Genomic DNA, 3,157 nt, shown 5'->3' with positions numbered 1-3,157 from the left:
CGGCTTCCTTGGCGGGCGCCGTGTCTTTGGCCATCGGCATTGGGCTTCAAAACTTTCCCGAGGGCTTTGCCGTATCTATGCCTCTGCGTCGCGAGGGCGTTTCACCAGGCAAAAGCTTCATGATGGGACAACTTTCTGCCATGGTCGAGCCCATAGCAGGCGTCATCGGCGCCAAGGCCGTCATGATAGCCCAACCGATCCTTCCCTATGCACTCGCTTTTGCGGCGGGAGCCATGATATTTGTGGTCGTCGAGGAAGTCATCCCCGAAGCACAACGTAGCGGTGAAACAAACATCACCACCATGGCCGCCATGTTAGGTTTTACCGTGATGATGATCTTGGATGTGGCGCTGGGATAAGGTAGACTAAAATTAGGGGCCTCAACCAGCGAGGCCCCACTTGAAATTTTGACAACCTTTTTTAACTATTTAACAGCCTTTATTACCGCGCTTCCAAAGGCGCCGTCGAGCAGGTCAAGATCGCTTGCGTTGATTTTGGCATCGCTTCCAAGGAGTGACTGTATCACGTCTTTCGTATATACGTGTTCCAAGAAGATCGTGATGTCTTTAAACCCGATGTCGGCGAGTATTTTGTTTAAGTCATCAACTAGAAGGGAGCCGGCCATGCAGGATAGCCAAAGCTCCGTTATTTGCCTGACGCGATCCGGGACTTCTTTTAAGGTCACCACATCTGCGATCGAGAGGTACCCGCCTCTCTTTAAAACCCTGTAAATTTCGCTGAAGACCTTTTGCTTGTCCTCAGATAAATTGATGACGCAGTTTGAAATTATCACGTCAACAGCCTCATCCGGCAAAGGGATTTCTTCAATATAGCCTTTGATAAACTCCACGTTCGTGAAGCCGGCCTTTTTCTTGTTTTCATTAGCGAGGGCGAGCATGTCGTCCGTCATGTCAAGACCGTAAACTTTTCCCTTGTTTCCCACGATCTTTGCCGCCAAAAATGCGTCGATCCCGCCGCCGCTCCCCAAATCAAGCACTATATCCCCTTCCTTTAGCTCGGCAAATACCAGAGGATTGGCGCATCCTTGAGATGCCTCTAAGGCCTCCTCAGGCAGGCCGTTGAGAAACTCTTCCCCGTAGATGAGTGGTGCGTTTGCAATGGGCCCGCAGCAGGAACCCTTGCAGCAGGAAACATTTCCCTCTTTTGCGTTCTTAGCTATCTCGCCGTAAAAATGTTGTATCTGTTTTTTTATGTCTTTGTCTTCTGCCATACCTACAATCTCCTTCCTCGCTTTTAATGATTGTCATAAACACTTTGGGGTCAGATCTTTAATCTTGAATATTTAGCATTGCACGTTGGCCGTTTAATCTTCGCCATTCCGGTTAATTATAATTATAAGGCCATTTATGAACATAATTCAGAGCCCTTAGGTAGTTAATTATATGTAGCAAAGATGGAGGTAATTGTTGAATTTAACGCTATCGATGCTATGAAGCTATACTATATCATACTGTCATATTGAATTTCAAAACTTAGGATCTGAACATTCCACTTATTTTGTCAAGCAGAGATCGCTGCACAAGTTTCATCTGAATCTGTTTTGTTTTCACCTCCTCCTTCAACCTTGGTGGCGTCGCCCCACCGGACGTCGCGCACCTTCACTTTATGCAACTCCAGCCGCATGATGAACCCCTTCCTTAAGGACCCTAAATAGTAATCGATCACGAACATTGCACCTTGCTAAAATATCTTATAATATAAAAGAACACGAAACATAGACGAGGGTCATCTAATTTTTGTTTACCTTTGGTTTAACTGTAATTGTTGGTACATTTCAAAGATTTCTACAAGTATATCAATTTTACGAGAGCGAGGTTGTGTAGGTTGGTATCTGCGAGGTGCCAGTCGGAGGAATTAGTGCTTGCAAAGCGCAAGTTCCAAGAGGCTGAGGCAACTCTAGGGCCTTTTCATCCAGATTTGACGGAAAATTTAGAAGCGCTTGCTAAGATATATGAAAGTTATGGGGAAACCAGGAAAGCAAAACGTTGTTATGCTCGAATATTGAAGATATGGGAGAAGGTTCTTGCCCCTGATTATGGATTAAAGTGCTTTCTTGCCGATATTTTAGGGATCCCTCTTTCAAAACAGCCTCCGAAGATTCTTTATAAACCACAACGACTTATTCACTTGAACGAAAATTTACTTCTGGGTATCGGTGAGAATAGGATTTGTTTTATCCATCCTGATGATCCGGGACTTTGTATTAAGATAGACAGGCCTTGGGATGAAGGTCGATATAATACCCGCAGAAAGCGCATGAAAAGAGTGTTTATGCCTTGGTTGGCGGATTTTTCCTCCAATAGGGAAGAAGCCCGCTTCTACTGGAAGAAAGCTAGACGACTCGGTGAAATATTTTACCTTTATGCACCTAGATGCTATGGAATCGTAACTACCAATCTAGGCCCTGGTCTTGTTTTTGAGCGCATTTTTAATGATGATGGAACAAAATCGCTACGTTTGGGTTTACATTTGAAGAGGCACCCGGAAGACGCAGAGCACGTTCTTGAGCTTTTAAAAGAACTCTATCAACATCTGACGGAAACTGGACTCTTGTTTTACAGTTGGAGTTCCCCAAACTTCGTTGTTCAAAAAAGGAAAGCCGGCGACAGGATAGTGATAATTGATTGGAAGAGCGAAAGCAGACCAAACATGGATTTTCCCGCTATCCACTTGTTTCGAAGCCTTGCGCAAAGAAAAATGGAGGAAAAATTCCTGGGCTTTTTGGAAAGATACCTTGGACCAATAATAGGTCCAATACCAATAGACCAATAGCAAATCCTTGGGGTCAGATCTTTAATCTTGAAAATATAATTTAACGGACTAATATTTATCGCAGTTATGTATTGGCATCATGGTGATAATTACAAAGAGTAATTGTAACCAGCGCGGTCATTTTTAATGTATGGACTGAAATTTTTCAAACATACAACATATCTCATAGGCTTACCTTTGGAAATACATTTGCCCCCCTTGGTGGGCATACAATATCGTTAACGAAAACTATATCAAATATGACAGCTGCATATTCATGCTTTATGTGCTTAAAATTAGTATTTGTTAAATCAAAGGAATAGAAACAATGAAGAAAATCAAGAATAAAGACCCCTTCCTGGAAGTTTAGGTTTTGTTGTCAATT

3 protein-coding genes are annotated in these 3,157 nt (G+C 43.3%); 2 read left to right on the top strand and 1 reads right to left on the bottom strand.

The genetic code is table 11. The features are described 5' to 3' along the window. On the top strand, nt 1-359 hold a 359-nt coding region (locus Q7P41_RS11590; RefSeq protein WP_303884426.1), incomplete at its 5' end, for a ZIP family metal transporter. Between the two features lie 65 nt (nt 360-424). Here Q7P41_RS11590 and arsM read toward each other — a convergent pair. Next, nucleotides 425-1,231 carry an arsenite methyltransferase gene (gene arsM, locus Q7P41_RS11585; protein ID WP_303884424.1) on the bottom strand — a complete coding sequence of 269 codons (807 nt, stop codon included), beginning with the start codon at nt 1,229-1,231 and terminating at the stop codon, nt 425-427. 614 nt (nt 1,232-1,845) lie between these two features. Between arsM and Q7P41_RS11580 the strand changes: the two genes are divergently transcribed. Continuing rightward, entirely contained in the window at nt 1,846-2,793 is a 948-nt protein-coding gene (locus tag Q7P41_RS11580) for a YrbL family protein (protein WP_303884423.1), read from the top strand. Nucleotides 2,794-3,157: the final 364 nt, after the last annotated feature.

Source organism: Acetomicrobium mobile, from assembly GCF_937920065.1.
This window is presented reverse-complemented; position numbering and strand designations above follow the sequence as displayed.